9 protein-coding genes are annotated in these 13,590 nt (G+C 64.0%); 4 read left to right on the forward strand and 5 right to left on the reverse strand.

Features of this window, described 5'->3' with window-relative positions; genetic code table 11:
* Window positions 1–59: 59 nt before the first annotated feature.
* A complete protein-coding gene (locus EN808_RS18900) occupies window positions 60–1,343 on the forward strand; it encodes an MFS transporter (RefSeq protein WP_189524136.1) in 1,284 nt (427 codons plus the stop codon).
* A 72-nt stretch (window positions 1,344–1,415) separates the two neighbouring features.
* Here the strand turns inward: EN808_RS18900 and EN808_RS18905 are convergent, their stop codons facing one another.
* Window positions 1,416–1,697 carry a hypothetical protein gene (locus EN808_RS18905; protein ID WP_245464393.1) on the reverse strand — a complete coding sequence of 94 codons (282 nt, stop codon included), beginning with the start codon at window positions 1,695–1,697 and terminating at the stop codon, window positions 1,416–1,418.
* Between the two features lie 197 nt (window positions 1,698–1,894).
* Between EN808_RS18905 and typA the strand changes: the two genes are divergently transcribed.
* Window positions 1,895–3,724 carry a translational GTPase TypA gene (typA, locus tag EN808_RS18910; RefSeq protein WP_027145159.1) on the forward strand — a complete coding sequence of 610 codons (1,830 nt, stop codon included), beginning with the start codon at window positions 1,895–1,897 and terminating at the stop codon, window positions 3,722–3,724.
* 58 nt (window positions 3,725–3,782) lie between these two features.
* On the opposite strand, the gene EN808_RS18915 is transcribed toward typA, so the two are convergent.
* A complete protein-coding gene (locus EN808_RS18915) occupies window positions 3,783–4,409 on the reverse strand; it encodes a DUF1062 domain-containing protein (RefSeq protein WP_135916616.1) in 627 nt (208 codons plus the stop codon).
* Between the two features lie 400 nt (window positions 4,410–4,809).
* On the opposite strand from EN808_RS18915, the gene EN808_RS18920 reads away from it, so the two are divergent.
* Complete coding sequence (locus tag EN808_RS18920) at window positions 4,810–5,424, forward strand: LysE family translocator (RefSeq protein WP_127278719.1); 615 nt, start codon at window positions 4,810–4,812, stop codon at window positions 5,422–5,424.
* Window positions 5,425–5,433: 9 nt separating this feature from the next.
* On the opposite strand, the gene EN808_RS18925 is transcribed toward EN808_RS18920, so the two are convergent.
* The 3 genes from EN808_RS18925 to EN808_RS18935 all read right to left on the reverse strand — a co-directional run bounded on the left by EN808_RS18925 (window position 5,434) and on the right by EN808_RS18935 (window position 8,482).
* A complete protein-coding gene (locus EN808_RS18925) occupies window positions 5,434–5,760 on the reverse strand; it encodes a YciI family protein (RefSeq protein ID WP_127278718.1) in 327 nt (108 codons plus the stop codon).
* A gap of 198 nt (window positions 5,761–5,958) precedes the next feature.
* Window positions 5,959–7,779: an aromatic amino acid ammonia-lyase gene (locus EN808_RS18930; protein WP_135916617.1), complete on the reverse strand. Its 1,821-nt coding sequence runs from the start codon at window positions 7,777–7,779 to the stop codon at window positions 5,959–5,961.
* A gap of 139 nt (window positions 7,780–7,918) precedes the next feature.
* Window positions 7,919–8,482 (reverse strand): peroxidase-related enzyme, encoded by a 564-nt coding sequence (locus EN808_RS18935; protein ID WP_135916618.1) that lies wholly within the window; start codon window positions 8,480–8,482, stop codon window positions 7,919–7,921.
* 137 nt (window positions 8,483–8,619) lie between these two features.
* Between EN808_RS18935 and EN808_RS18940 the strand changes: the two genes are divergently transcribed.
* A complete protein-coding gene (locus EN808_RS18940; RefSeq protein ID WP_135916619.1) occupies window positions 8,620–13,407 on the forward strand; it encodes an NAD-glutamate dehydrogenase in 4,788 nt (1,595 codons plus the stop codon).
* The last annotated feature ends 183 nt before the right edge of the window (window positions 13,408–13,590 follow it).

The raw sequence follows: 13,590 nt of genomic DNA on the forward strand, positions 1-13,590 counted from the left end.
ACAATGTTACCGATCGGTACGTATACATACTCCCACCTTGCAACGTACCGGTCAGTAACATGATAGCTCAATCCCGTCCCTTTGGCCAGCACTACGCTTTTGTGGTGGTTGGCGTCATCTTCCTCTGCCTGCTTATCGCGGCCGGCCTGCGCTCCGCGCCGTCCGTCATGATGCTGCCGCTGGAAAACAGCTTCGGCTGGCGGCGCGACGTCATTTCATTGGCGGCGGGCGTAGGCATCCTGCTCTATGGGCTGACCGGTCCGTTCGCCGCGGCGCTTATGGAGCGCATCGGGCTGCGCCGCACGCTGCTTGCGTCGCTGGTGGTGATGTCGGCTTCGACCGGGCTCAGCCTGCTGATGACCAAGCCCTGGCATCTGTTCATCACCTGGGGCGTTTTTTCCGGCATCGGATCCGGCGCCGTCGCCAGCGTGCTGGGTGCCACCATCGTCAACCGCTGGTTCAAGACCAATCGCGGCCTTGTCATGGGGCTGATGTCGGCCTCCAGTGCCACCGGCATGCTGATTTTCCTGCCGCTGATCGCCTCGCTTGCGCAGGCAGGCGGCTGGCAGCCTGTCGTCATCGCCGTCGCGATCGCGACCGCGGCGTTGATCCCTCTGGTCTGGCTGCTGGTGCCGGAGCGCCCGGCCTCGATCGGCATGGTGCGTTATGGCGCAGAGGCGGATGATGTGCCGCCGACTTCGCCCGCGTCACAAGGCAACTTCCTGGCGCATACGCTCAACACGTTGCGCCGGGCCGCCGGCACGCGGGTGTTCTGGTACCTGTTCGCCACCTTCTTCGTCTGTGGCTTCACCACCAACGGTCTCGTCGGCACACATCTGATCGCGTTCTGCGGCGACATGGGCATCGGCGAGGTGCAAGCGGCCGGCCTGTTGTCGATGATGGGCATTTTCGACCTGATCGGCACGACGCTGTCAGGATGGCTCACCGACCGTTACGACCCGCGCAAGCTGCTTGGCGTCTACTACGCGGTGCGTGGTCTCTCGCTCATCTACCTGCCCTATTCCGGCTTCTCGGCGACCAGCCTGATCATCTTCGCGGTGCTCTATGGTCTCGACTGGATCGCCACCGTGCCGCCGACGCTGCGGCTCGCCAACGAAGCCTTCGGCGACCGTAGCGGGCCGATCGTGTTCGGCTGGATCGTCGCCGGTCACCAGGTGGGTGCCGCCACCGCCGCCGCCTTCGGCGGTACGATGCGCGAACTGCAAGGCAATTACGAACTGGCGTTCCTGATTGCCGGCATGACGGCGATCGCCGCCGCCTGTATTTCGCTCCTGATCAACACCAGCCGGCCGGCTTTCGATCCGGAACCGCAGCCGGCTTGAGGCGGCAGGCGAATTTGGCGATCTCCCCACTTGTGGGGGAGATTGGCAGCGGCGCGGGCAGCGCAACGCGTCTCAATCCGGATAGCAGACCATCGGAATGTTGGGCCAAACCGCCGCATCACAATTGGCGCTGGCCTGTCTCTGCTTGAAGGCGGCGCTGACCGGGCCGGTCACCACCGGGTCGACACCGTCGGGCGCGTCGGCAAAGGCCTGCTGCGCGGAAGGCGCGTCAGCCGGCAGGACGGCACGCGCTTCCTTCAGCGTCGCGGCCGACTGCGCGGCGTTGGCCGCCAGCAGGACGGCAAAGGCGGCGGACGCGATCAGCGGCCAAAATCGGTTGAGTTTATCGGTCATGACGTTCGAACTGTCCGGGCCCTCAAAGGTTCCCGCCTTGGTTAACAAAATCATTTCACACGCAGATGCTTAAGATTTGATGAGTATTTGGTGTCGCGCGTCCCCTTTCGCAACTGCGAAAAACCCTGTATGAGCCGCGCAACCGAAAGAGGCAGCGCCTTTGGCCTGCTGCCTGCAACGCTTCCGAGACCAGAATCATGAACCTCCGTAATATCGCGATCATCGCGCACGTCGACCATGGAAAGACCACCCTGGTCGACCAGCTTTTGAAGCAATCCGGGTCTTTCCGAGACAACCAGCGCGTCGCCGAGCGCGCCATGGATTCCAACGACCTCGAAAAGGAACGCGGCATCACCATCCTGGCCAAGGCGACCTCGGTCGACTGGAAGGACACCCGCATCAACATCGTCGACACCCCCGGCCACGCCGATTTCGGCGGTGAGGTCGAACGCATCCTCTCGATGGTGGATTCGGCCATCGTGCTGGTCGACGCCGCCGAAGGGCCGATGCCGCAGACCAAGTTCGTCGTCGGCAAGGCGCTCAAGGTCGGTTTGAAGCCGATCGTCGTCATCAACAAGATCGACCGTCCCGACGCCCGCCATGTCGAGGTGGTCAACGAGGTGTTCGACCTGTTCGCCGCGCTCGATGCCACCGACGAGCAGCTCGACTTCCCGATCCTCTATGGTTCGGGCCGCGACGGCTGGGTGTCGGAAAATCCCGAAGGCCCGAAGGACCAGCAGCTTGCGCCGCTGTTCGACCTCGTCATCAAGCATGTCCCGGCGCCGACCGTTCATCCCGGCCCGTTCCGCATGATCGGCACCATCCTGGAAGCCAACCCGTTCCTCGGCCGCATCATCACCGGCCGCATCGAGAGCGGCACGCTGAAGTCGAACCAGGCGGTCAAGGTGCTGCACAATGACGGCACCCAGATCGAGACCGGCCGCATTTCGAAGATCCTCGCTTTCCGTGGCCTCGAGCGCCAGCCGATCGAAGAGGCCCAGGCAGGTGACATCGTTGCCATTGCCGGCCTGTCCAAGGGGACCGTCGCCGACACGTTCTGCGACCTGGCGGTGACCGAGGCGCTGCATGCGCAGCCGATCGACCCGCCGACCGTGACCATGTCCTTCCTCGTCAACGACAGCCCGCTCGCCGGTACCGAAGGCGACAAGGTGACCAGCCGCGTCATCCGCGACCGGCTGCTGCGCGAGGCCGAAGGCAATGTCGCGCTGAAGATCGAGGAATCGCCCGACAAGGATTCGTTCTTCGTCTCCGGACGTGGCGAATTGCAGCTCGCCGTGCTGATCGAGACCATGCGCCGCGAAGGCTTCGAAATCGCCGTCTCGCGTCCACGCGTCGTCATGCAGAAGGGCGAGAACGGCGAATTGCTGGAGCCGGTCGAGGAAGTCGTCATCGACGTCGACGAGGAGCATGCCGGCGTCGTCGTGCAGAAGATGTCGGAGCGCAAGGCCGAAATGGTCGAGCTGCGGCCCTCGGGCGGCAACCGCCAGCGCATCGTCTTCCACGCGCCGACGCGCGGCCTGATCGGTTACCAGTCGGAATTGTTGACCGACACGCGCGGCACCGCCGTGATGAACCGGCTGTTCCATGCCTACGAGCCCTACAAGGGCGAATTGCCCGGCCGCACCAACGGCGTGCTGATCTCCAACGAGCAGGGCGAGTCGGTCGCCTACGCCATGTGGAACCTGGAAGACCGTGGCCCGATGGTCATCGATCCGGGCGTCAAGGTCTATCAGGGCATGATCATCGGCATCCACAGCAGGGACAACGACCTCGAAGTGAACGTGCTGAAGGGCAAGAAGCTGACCAACATCCGCGCCGCCGGCAAGGATGAAGCGGTCAAGCTCACCCCGCCGATCCGCATGACGCTGGAGCGCGCGCTGGCCTGGATCCAGGACGACGAGCTGGTCGAGGTGACGCCGAAGACTATTCGCCTGCGCAAGCTCTATCTCGACCCGAACGAGCGCAAGCGCTTCGAGAAGTCGTCGAAGGCGGTCGGCGCGGCGTAATTTTCCATTTTACGGAACTGACGGAAGGGGCGAGGCACATCGATGCCTCGCCCCTTTTTCATCCCCCAGCGGCCAGGATGATGGCCTGCCGATCTGGTTCGCTGGCAAGATTGACGCGGATTGTCGTCCCCTCGCGGGCTGGCTTGCGAAGGGCTTTGCTCCCCTCGGAATCAACGACCAGCAGCCGTCGCTCCTTCAGCGCCTGGAGCCGCGATCGCGAGATGCCGAATTCGCTGGCCAGCAAGCGGTCGAGCCTCAGCGATATCGGCACTTCCAAACCCAGCCGGAGTTCCAGCGCCGTCGCGCCCTGCTTCATCCCGCCGATCACCTGTTTGCGCACGGCGGCATCAGGGAATTCCTCGACGCGCCCAACCTGGTTGCGCAGGGCGACGATGTCGAAGGCATGGCGACGTGCCAGCTCCGGATCGTTGCTCTCGAGCGCCGCGAGAAGCGCCGGCCCGATGTCACGGCGGTTGCAGCGTTCGAAAATGCCTAAATTCCAGGAATTGTCACAGTCGACGCAACGATAGATCAGCCAGACGTCGATGCGCTTGCCATTGGCGTTGACGCGGAATTTCCCGCTGCAGCGATAGGCTTTCACGCCGCCGCAGCGATTGCAGTTGATCAATGGGCGCGGTGCGATTTTAGGCGCGATCGTCCAGTGGATGCGCAGGATAGAAGACATGCCGGTAAATCCTTCCCGTCGGGAAGTTCATCCGGTCGGCGATGTCGAGATGCCCGTGCGGGCGCGGCGTGGCGGGTGGCTGCGGAGATCGTGAAGTCGGGTGTCGCTGGGCGAAAAGCGCGCGACAGCGGTTCAGCAGTACCAAACCGGTCTCGAACCGCCGCCCAGAGGAACACATGAAAAATGAAACAGGCACTGCTGATGCGGCGCCATGCAGGTGTGTCGGGGGAGTTGACGAGACCGGCGGTTACTGAGGCAAAGTGAAGCTCGAAATTGTTTCGCGGCGGCCCTTCTAGCGGCGTGACGCCGCGCGGACAAGCGTCATTTTGTCGGCGCTACCGCAGCTCGATGGCTTGCGCTAGTGTCAGGTTTCAAAGGTTGCCAGACAGAGACCCTCGCCATGCACCTCACCTCGCTGCTGATCTTCGCCGCCGCCTTGTTCGTGGCCGCCGGTTCGCCCGGTCCGTCGATCGCGGCACTTGTCGCGCGCGTCATTTCGAAGGGCTTTCGCGACGTGTTCCCGTTCCTGCTTGCCATGTGGATCGGCGAAGGCATCTGGCTTTCGCTGGCGGTGTTCGGGCTCGCCGTGGTGGCGCAGACCTTCCATCTCGCTTTCGTCGCGGTGAAATGGGCTGGCGTCGCCTATCTGGCCTACCTCGCCTGGAAGATGTGGACGGCGCCCGTCGACGCCAAGGAGGGCGAGATGCCGCGTGAAGACTCGCCGGCGAAGCTTTTCTTCGCCGGCATGGCTGTCACGCTCGGCAATCCCAAGATCATGATGTTCTACCTGGCGCTGTTGCCGACCATCATCGACCTCGCTTCGGTCAGTCTCGTCGGCTGGGTCGAACTGACGGCGACCATGGCGGTGGTGCTGATCGCCATCGATCTCGCCTGGGTGCTCGCCGCCTCGCAGGCACGCAAACTGCTCAGGAGCAAGCGCGCCATGAAGATCGCCAACCGCGTCAGCGCCACGACGATGGCCGGTGCCGCGGCGGCCATCGCGGCGCGCTCTTGAGGCGACCCGTCAGCCCATCATGTTGATGATGGGTGCGATCTCGACGTTGCAGTTTGGCATGGCCAGCATCGGGCAGCCCTTGGCCTTCTCGGCGGCTTCGTCGATATCCCTGGCCTCGATGATCGAGTAGCCGCCGGTCGGGTTGCTGCCGCCATTGTTTTCGACCTTGCCGCCGGGCAGCACCGTCTTCGACATGCCGACAGGATTGCCGCGCTCGACCACGGCCGAGCCGAGTTTTCCGAACCAGTCTGTCCAGGCGTCGGTCATCGCCTTTCGCTCGGAGTCGCTCGTCGGCATCTTGCCGGAGCCGTGATAGACGTAGAGAAACTTCGCCATGTTCTCCTCCCTTGATGAGCGGCATCGAACCGGCATGCGGTCATGCCGCATGCCGATCATCGGACCAAAATGACGAGTGGGCAACGAAAATACGCAACCGCTAATATTCGTGCTGCCGCGAGGTGATCGCCTTGCGCCCTCCTGCCATTCTGAAGGGTGGCGCGCCGGCTCCTGGAATACCGCCTTGCGGCAAGCTCATCAGTTGGGCAGAACGCCGGCCGTCGGAAGTGAAGCACTCTTCGGGGCCAGCGGCCCGCCGGAATAGAATTTCGAAGCCGGGTTCTCCTGCATGAAATCGTAGGCGACCATGCCGAGCGGCCGCTTTTGCCGTTCCGATGCCGCCTGATGCCAGGGGATTACCTGGCGCAGCGCCTCGAGTGCCGCGGTTGGCGCTGCGCCGAATTTCCGCTGCGGGTTCTGCGCCTTGCGGATTTCCATCCAATAGCTTGCCGTCAACAGGTCCTGCGCCAGCAGGTGGAACGACACGTCGATCGCCTCGCGGGCGCGTTGCGTCTTGATGCGGGTTTGCGCTTCCAGGTCCTCGACGGTGGCGACGATCGCTTGGCCATTCGGCGTCACCGGGGTGCCGAGGTCGGCCAGCTCCTGCCAGAGATCGGTCGGCAGATAGCCGTCGAAGGTCGGGATGTCCTTGCGCTCTTCGGGCTTCAGCACATCGGCCGGCTTGACCACGGTGAAGAAGGGGTTGCGGAAGCGCTCGATGCGCTGCGCCACCGCGACGCCAAGATTGGTCAGCGAGATGGTGAAAGCCTCGACCTGATTGGCCATGGGATAGGGATCCCAGTTGGCGTTGGAGAAGATATAGCCGGACTTGCCGTTACTCAGCGGCCCGCCCTTGATGTAATATTTCATGAATTGCGGCGTGCTCAGCTCCGGCGAGCTCTGCGGCGTCAGGCCCGGCAGGATGGCCGGATTGTGATCCGACGAATTGATCGAAAGCAGCACGGATTGGCGCAGATCCGCCCAGGCCTGCCAGGCCGAGCCCTGGCGCTGGCTGGAGGCGCGCATGCTTTCCGGGTCCTGGATGATGCGGGCCGGATCCTCGTCGAAGAGATAGCTGCCCTTGATCATGTCCATGATCCTCGCCGCGTCCCATGTCAGCCACGGGTAAGGCCGCATGGATTGCACCGGCACCGATATCGGCGTCACGCTGGAGTTCATGCCGTTGAGCCCCATGGCGTAGCTGAGGTCGGTCCATTCCAGCAGTTTTCGCGCGTCCTCGAGCAAGAGCACGGCTTGCGCCTGGGCATAGGCATTGGTGCTGATCAGCGCGGCCTGGTCGGCGGCGAAGGGTTCGAGCGGCTTCAGGCCGGCCTGGGAGAGGGCCTGGGAGGCGGGCATGCGTGTGCCGTTGAAATAGGCCTCGCCCTCGCCGACCATCGTCGCGCCGATATTGCCGAGTGTCGCGAGGTCGCCTTCGCCGAGCGTGCCGCGCGATTGCACCACCGGCGTCACCCGCTTGTTCATCATGTCGACAAGCATATGCGTCAGCTGCGGGCTGGCGGCTTCGTAGGACATGGTGTTGGCGCGGATCGCCATGATCGCGCGCACCAGCGCTTCTTCCTGCAGTTCCGGCCCGTAGCCTCTGTTGACCCCGCCCTTGAAGCGGGCGAGCTGCTGCTCCTTGAGGAGCTTGCTGTTTTCCGGCGTCGTCGGATCGCCGGAGAAGATCACCGTTTCGCGCTGATCGCCGGCGCCACGGTTGAACCAGTAGATCGTGATACCTTCGGCCGCACCCTCGAGCAGCAGGCCATAGGCATCCGCCGAGCGCTGCAGCGCTTCCGGGCTAAGCTCGACCTTGGCGCCGTTGCGGGCGATGTCGATGACCTGATCGATAGTCAGGTCATGCCCGGTCAACGATACTGTCTTGGCTGCCGCGGTCTCGAAAATGGGCTGATAGGTGGTCGCTGCCTCGAAGGCATGAGCGGGTGGGGTGGCGAGCGCCAGTGTCATGGTCAGGGCGCAGAGAAAAATCCGGGGTTGGGCAATTCGCTCAAGCATAAGGGCTCCTATTCTCGAAGCGTTAGCCTCGGGCACGAAGTTTCACCCCTCGGAAATTTTGTTTCCCGGAAAACTAACTGGCTGCATTCGCCTGTCAACGCTTGATGAGAGCAGGACTGACGGTGCAGCGCGCGTGGCCCTATCGCGCCATGGCGTGGTATTCGTCGTTGGGCCGCATGTCGATTGCCGCCGCGACGCGGTTCGACATGTTGAAGAAGGCCGCGGTCGAGGCGATGTCCCAGATGTCGCGGTCGCTGAAGCCTGCCTGGCGCAGCGCCGCACGGTCGGCCTCGACGATCCTGGCCGGTTCCTCGGTCAGCTTGACGGCGAATTCGAGCATCGCCGTTTGCTTCGGCGAAAGGTCGGCGGCGCGGAAATTCATCACCATCATCTCGCCAAGCAAGGGGTCGCCCGAGAGCTGGCGCACCGCCGCGCCATGCGCGGTCAGGCAATAGTAGCAGTGGTTGATGGAGGAGACGGCGACCGCGATCATCTCGCGTTCCAGCTTCGACAGGCCGGATTCGCCCAGCATCAAATCATTGTACATGTCGGTGAAGGCGCGCAGCTTCTTGTCGTCGAAGGCATAGGCCCTGAGGACGTTGGGGACGAGGCCGAGCTTCTCCTCGCATTTGGCGAAATAGGCTTTTGTCGGTTCGCTCGGCTCTGCCGGGGCCAGGTCAAGCGCGGTGATTTTGCCGGTCATGGATCATTTCTCCTCGTCACGCGATGGCCTGCCGCCGAATTCCGATAATTCTTGGCAAGCCGTCAAACCTTTGTCGCCAAACAGCGGTCATCTGCTACCATAGTCGCAAAAGCATGCGACGGGAGGGAAGAAGCGTCATGGCCAGCGTGAAGTCCGCAGCTAAGTCGAAGAAGAAGGCAACGGCGGCGAAGACGGAGGACAGACCGGCCAGGCTTGCCGACTATCTGCTCGCCCGCGCGCCGGCTGAGGATATCGCCGCCTATGACGTGGCCGACCTCGAACGCGCCGCCGATCTCGCCGGCAAGGCGGTCGCCGGCCACAAAAAGGGTGAGTGCGTCGTCGCCGTCGAAGCCGATTCGGGCGTCGTTCGCGAAGGCCGCCCGGTGACGGTCATCACGGTCGTCAACGACAACATGCCGTTCCTGTTCGATTCCATCCTCGGCGAAGTCACGGAGACATCAGGGGGACCGACCCTGGTCACCCATCCGGTGATCACGGTTCGCCATGGCAAAACGGGAGTCGACGAAATCCTCGGCGACGGCAATTTCGCCAAGGACGACGGCAGCCACGACCGGCTGAGCGTGATCCATGTGCACATTCCCCGGTTGACGTCAGCACAGGCAAATGGCTTGACCGAGCGGTTGCGCAAGATGCTTGGCCAGGTCCACGCCGCGGTCAAGGACTGGCGGCCGATGCTCGCCCGGCTCGATCAGGCCATCTCCGAATTCCGCTATTCTGCGGTGCCGCTCGACAAGAAGAGCGTCGCCGAGGCCATCGCCTTCCTGGAGTGGCTGCGCGACGACAATTTCACCTTCCTCGGCATGCGTGAATTCAAGTACACCGGCGGCGAGGAAAGCGGCAATCTGGAGCGCTCCGAAAAACCCGGCCTCGGCATCCTGACCGACCCGGACGTGCTGGTGCTGAGGCGCGGCACCGAGGCGGTGACGACGACGCCTGAAATCCGTGCTTTCCTGCACGGACCGGAGCCGCTGATCGTCACCAAGGCCAATGCCAAGTCCTTGGTGCACCGGCGCATCTATCTCGACTATATCGGCGTCAAGACCTACACCGCCAAGGGCACCTTGGCGGGCGAACTGCGCATCGTCGGCCTGTTCACCTCGACCGCCTACACGCGCTCGGTGATGAAGATCCCGTATCTCAGGTCCAAGGCCGAAACCATCATCGCCAAGTCGGGCTTCGACCGGCACGATCACTCCGGCAAGGCGCTGATCAACGTGCTGGAAAGCTATCCGCGCGACGAGCTGTTCCAGGTGCCGGTGCCGATCCTGCGCAAGCATGCCGCTGCCATTCTCGGCCTGATCGAGCGGCCACGCGTGCGGGCGCTGGTGCGTGCCGACCAGTTCGACCGTTTCGTATCGATCCTCGTCTTCGTGCCGCGCGACCGTTACGACAGCGTCGTGCGCGAGAAGATCGGCGCCTATCTGAAAACCGTGTTCGAGGGCCGGCTGTCGGCCTATTACCCGGCCTTCCCGGAAGGTGGGCTGGCGCGTGTGCACTTCATCATCGGCCGCTCCGGCGGCAAGACGCCGAAGGTCGAGCAGGCGACGATCGAAGCGGCGATACGCGACATCGTGCGCACCTGGGAAGATGCGCTTGCCGATGCCGCGGAAGCCGACGGCAGCGATCCGGCGTTGAAGGCCATCGCCGCGCGGCTGCCGGAAAGCTACCGGGATTCGTTCAGCGCGGCGGTAGCGCTGGCCGATGCCGGGCGCATCGCCAAGATCAGCGCCAGCAATCCGATCGCCATCGACTATTACCGCCATACCGGGCAGAAGCCGCAGCAGGCGGCGCTGAAAATCTATCACCATGGCAGTCCGGTGGCGTTGTCGCGGCGCGTTCCGGTGCTGGAGAACATCGGTTTCCGCGTCATCAGCGAGCGGACTTTCGCAGTCGGCGACGAAGCCTCCGGGATGGTCTTCATCCACGACATGGAGCTGGAGAACAGCTACGGCGCGCGAATAGACCTCGCCGATGGCGGCGCGCTGTTCGAGGACGCGTTCCTGTCGGTGTGGCGCGGCGACGTCGACAATGACGGCTATAATGGCCTTGCGCAAACCGCCGGCCTGTGGTCGGGCGAGATTACCATCCTGCGGGCCTATGGCCGCTATTTGCAGCAGGTCGGCATTCCGCAGAGCCAGGATTTCATCGCCGCCGCCCTCAACCGCTATCCCGAAATCGCGCGCGGCCTGCATGACCTATTCATCGCCCGCCTCGGCCCGACGGCGGAAACGGAAGGCGTGGTGGCGGCCAAGCATCTCAAGGCCAAGATCAAGGATGCGCTGGAGGATGTCCCCAACATCGACGACGACACCATCATCCGGCGCTACCTGAACCTGATCGAAGCCTCGCTGCGCACCAATCATTTCGTTGCCGATACGAAAGAGAAAGGCCAGTCGCTGGCGATCAAGCTCGAGTCGCAGGCGGTCGAGGGATTGCCGGCGCCGCGGCCATGGCGGGAAATCTTCGTCTACGGCTCCGAGGTCGAAGGCCTGCATCTGCGCTTCGGCCCGGTCGCGCGCGGCGGCCTGCGCTGGTCGGACCGCGCCCAGGACTACCGCACCGAAGTGCTCGGCCTGGTCAAGGCGCAGCAGGTCAAGAACGCCGTCATCGTGCCGGTCGGCGCCAAGGGCGGCTTCTATCCCAAGAAACTGCCGATGAGCGCCGGACGCGACGCCATCTTCGAGGCCGGCACCTCCGCCTACAAGAACTTCGTCTCCAGCCTTTTGTCGATCACCGACAATATCGGGCTGGACGGTGTCATTCCGCCAGCCGGTGTCGTGCGCCGCGACCAGGACGATCCCTATTTCGTCGTCGCCGCCGACAAGGGTACGGCAACCTTCTCCGACACCGCCAACGCCATCTCGGAAAAGCATGGCTTCTGGCTCGATGATGCCTTCGCGAGCGGCGGTTCGGCCGGCTACGACCACAAGAAGATGGGCATCACCGCCAAGGGCGCCTGGGAAGCGGTCAAGCGGCACTTCCGCGAGATGAACCGCGACATCCAGACCTCGCCTTTCACCGTCGTCGGTGTCGGCGACATGTCGGGCGACGTGTTCGGCAACGGCATGCTGTTGTCGCCGAAGACGCGGCTGATCGCAGCCTTCGACCATCGCGACATCTTCATCGATCCCGATCCTGACATGGCTGCCTCGATGGCCGAGCGCGAACGCATGTTCGCGTTGCCGCGTTCGAGCTGGCAGGACTATGACAAGACCAAGCTGTCGGAAGGCGGCGTCATCGTCTCGCGCAGCCAGAAGTCGATCACCTTGCCGGCTGCCGCGGCGACCGCGATCGGCCTCGCCAAGACGACCGCCACGCCGGTCGAGATCATGACCGCCATCCTCAAGGCGCCCGTCGATCTCCTGTGGTTCGGCGGCATCGGCACCTATCTCAGGGCATCGACCGAAACCAATGCCGAGGTCGGCGACCGCGCCAACGATGCCATCCGCATCACGGCGCTCGACGTCCGCGCCAAGGTGATCGGCGAGGGTGCCAATCTCGGCGTCACCCAGCGGGCACGCATCGAGTTCGGCATGAATGGCGGCCGCTGCAATTCCGACGCTATCGACAATTCGGGCGGCGTCAACTGCTCCGACGTCGAGGTCAACATCAAGATCGCGCTGGCGTCGGCCATGCGCAAGGGATCGCTGACGCGCCCGGCGCGCAACAAGCTGTTGGCCGAGATGACCGACGAGGTCGGCGGCCTGGTGCTGTCCAACAACTACCAGCAGACGCTGGCGCTTTCGATCGCCCGCAAGCGCGGCCTCGCCGACATCGCGCATCAAAGCCGCTTCATGACCGCGCTCGAGGCGCGTGGCCTGCTCGATCGCGTGGTCGAGACGCTGCCGTCGCCGGCGGCCCTTGCCGAGCGCGAGGCGCGCGGCGAGCCGCTGACCCGGGCCGAACTCGGCGTGCTGCTCGCCTATGCCAAGATCGTGCTGTTTTCCGACATCGTCGCCAGCGACGTGCCGGATGATGCCCATTTCGACCGCGACCTGATGGGCTATTTCCCGGACCGGATGGCGAAGAAATACGCTTCCGAGATTCATGGCCATCGGCTGCGCCGCGAGATCATCGCCCGAGTCGTCGCCAACGATCTGGTCAATCGCGGCGGCCCATCCTTCGTCAACCGGCTGCAGGAAGCGACGGGGCGCACCGCCGCCGACGTGGTGCGCACCTTCGCCTTGGTGCGCGACGGCTTTGCGCTGCCGGCGCTCTATCGCGAGATCGACGCGCTCGATAACCAGATCGACGGCCAGGTGCAGCTCGATCTCTACCAGATGGTGAGCCGGCTTATCTATATGAGCAGCGGCTGGTATCTGAAAAACGATGCCGGCACGGCATCGCTTGGCCAACGCATCGCCGAACTGCAGGATGCACGCAAGGCGCTGGAGCCCAAACTGGTATCGCTGCTGCCGGCTTTTTCGCGCGAGCGGATCGAGGAGAAGCGGCACGGGCTGTTCAAGGCGGGCGCTCCGGAAAAGCTCGCCGAGCAGCTGGCGATGAGCGAGGCGGCGGAGCTCATTCCCGACATCGCGCTGACAACGCGCACCGCCGGTGCCGATATCGTCGCGGCCGCCAAGGCGTTCTTCGCCGTCAGCGATGCCTTCCGCATCCCACGCGTCGAGGATGCGGCGCGCTCGATCACGCCATCGGACTATTATGATCAACTCGCTCTGTCCCGCGCCACCGACACGATCGGCGCGGCGCGGCGCGGCATCGCGGTGGCCGCGCTCACCGGCCATGCCAAGGCGGCCGATCCGGTGGCGGCCTGGCTGGAAGCGGGCGGCGAGCGGGTGGCGCGCATCCGCGAGCGGCTGCAGGCGCTGACCGAAGGCGGCGACATCACCGTGTCGCGGCTGTCGGTCGCGTCGGGACTGATGAGCGATTTGACGGGGATGTGAGCATCTCCGAAACGCCGGCGCCGCCCCTCATTGCCCTGCCGGGCATTTCTCCCCGCATAGTGACGGGGAGAAAGGGCTGGCCGCGGCCTCGGCGCCTTCTTTTGGGACGCTGGTGATTGGCGAAATCCGCAGTGACGGCGCCCCTCTCCCCGTCTCTATACGGGGAGAGGATGCCGGCTGGCA

The organism is Mesorhizobium sp. M8A.F.Ca.ET.165.01.1.1, from assembly GCF_004792065.1.
Lineage (GTDB): Bacteria > Pseudomonadota > Alphaproteobacteria > Rhizobiales > Rhizobiaceae > Mesorhizobium.

What these genes read in the sequence shown, in the direction of transcription:
- EN808_RS18905 (WP_245464393.1), bottom strand. Translation starts at nt 1,697, where the DNA reads ATGACCGATAAACTCAACCGATTTTGGCCGCTGATCGCGTCCGCCGCC.
- EN808_RS18925 (WP_127278718.1), bottom strand. Translation starts at nt 5,760, where the DNA reads ATGGCGAAGTTTCTCTACGTCTATCACGGCTCCGGCAAGATGCCGACG.
- typA (WP_027145159.1), top strand. Translation starts at nt 1,895, where the DNA reads ATGAACCTCCGTAATATCGCGATCATCGCGCACGTCGACCATGGAAAG.
- EN808_RS18915 (WP_135916616.1), bottom strand. Translation starts at nt 4,409, where the DNA reads ATGTCTTCTATCCTGCGCATCCACTGGACGATCGCGCCTAAAATCGCA.
- EN808_RS18900 (WP_189524136.1), top strand. Translation starts at nt 60, where the DNA reads ATGATAGCTCAATCCCGTCCCTTTGGCCAGCACTACGCTTTTGTGGTG.
- EN808_RS18935 (WP_135916618.1), bottom strand. Translation starts at nt 8,482, where the DNA reads ATGACCGGCAAAATCACCGCGCTTGACCTGGCCCCGGCAGAGCCGAGC.
- EN808_RS18930 (WP_135916617.1), bottom strand. Translation starts at nt 7,779, where the DNA reads ATGCTTGAGCGAATTGCCCAACCCCGGATTTTTCTCTGCGCCCTGACC.
- EN808_RS18940 (WP_135916619.1), top strand. Translation starts at nt 8,620, where the DNA reads ATGGCCAGCGTGAAGTCCGCAGCTAAGTCGAAGAAGAAGGCAACGGCG.
- EN808_RS18920 (WP_127278719.1), top strand. Translation starts at nt 4,810, where the DNA reads ATGCACCTCACCTCGCTGCTGATCTTCGCCGCCGCCTTGTTCGTGGCC.